Source organism: Seonamhaeicola marinus, assembly GCF_008085455.1.
In genome coordinates, this window is sequence record NZ_VSDQ01000034.1 from 1 (window position 1) to 512 (window position 512).

At 32.8% G+C, this 512-nt stretch carries 1 protein-coding gene; it reads left to right on the forward strand.

The window, feature by feature from the left end:
- On the forward strand, nucleotides 1–255 hold a 255-nt coding region (locus tag FUA24_RS00225), incomplete at its 5' end, for a 4Fe-4S dicluster domain-containing protein (RefSeq protein WP_148539578.1).
- Between the last annotated feature and the right edge of the window lie 257 nt (nucleotides 256–512).

Here is a 512-nt window from a genome sequence, read left to right on the forward strand (position 1 = left end):
TGTGGGGCATGTGTGGCAACATGTAAAAACTCATCTGCCATGTTATTTGTTGGTGCTAAAGTTTCACAATATGCTTTATTGCCGCAAGGACAAGTTGAAGCTGCAGACCGTGTTAAAAATATGGTAGCGCAAATGGATTTAGAAGGTTTTGGTAACTGTACAAATACAGGTGCTTGTGAGGTTGAATGCCCTAAAGGAATTTCATTAGATAATATTGCAAGAATGAATAGAGAGCTAATTAAGGCGTCTATTTAAGCAAAAAATATAAATTATTTCGAAAAAAACCATACCTTGTATTAGGTATGGTTTTTGTTTTTAATACAAAACGTTAACTGAAAATTGCTGAATATGAAAAAAACTACAATAGTTAAATATGTGTTTGCTTTCTTTTTTATGTGCTTTTTATCCGGTTTCTCACAGCAGGAAAAAGTAGTTTTAGAAGGTTTGGTAAAAGATGAAAATAACTATGAAGTGCCTTATGCTGCCGTAGGTATTCCAAAAAAATATTTAGG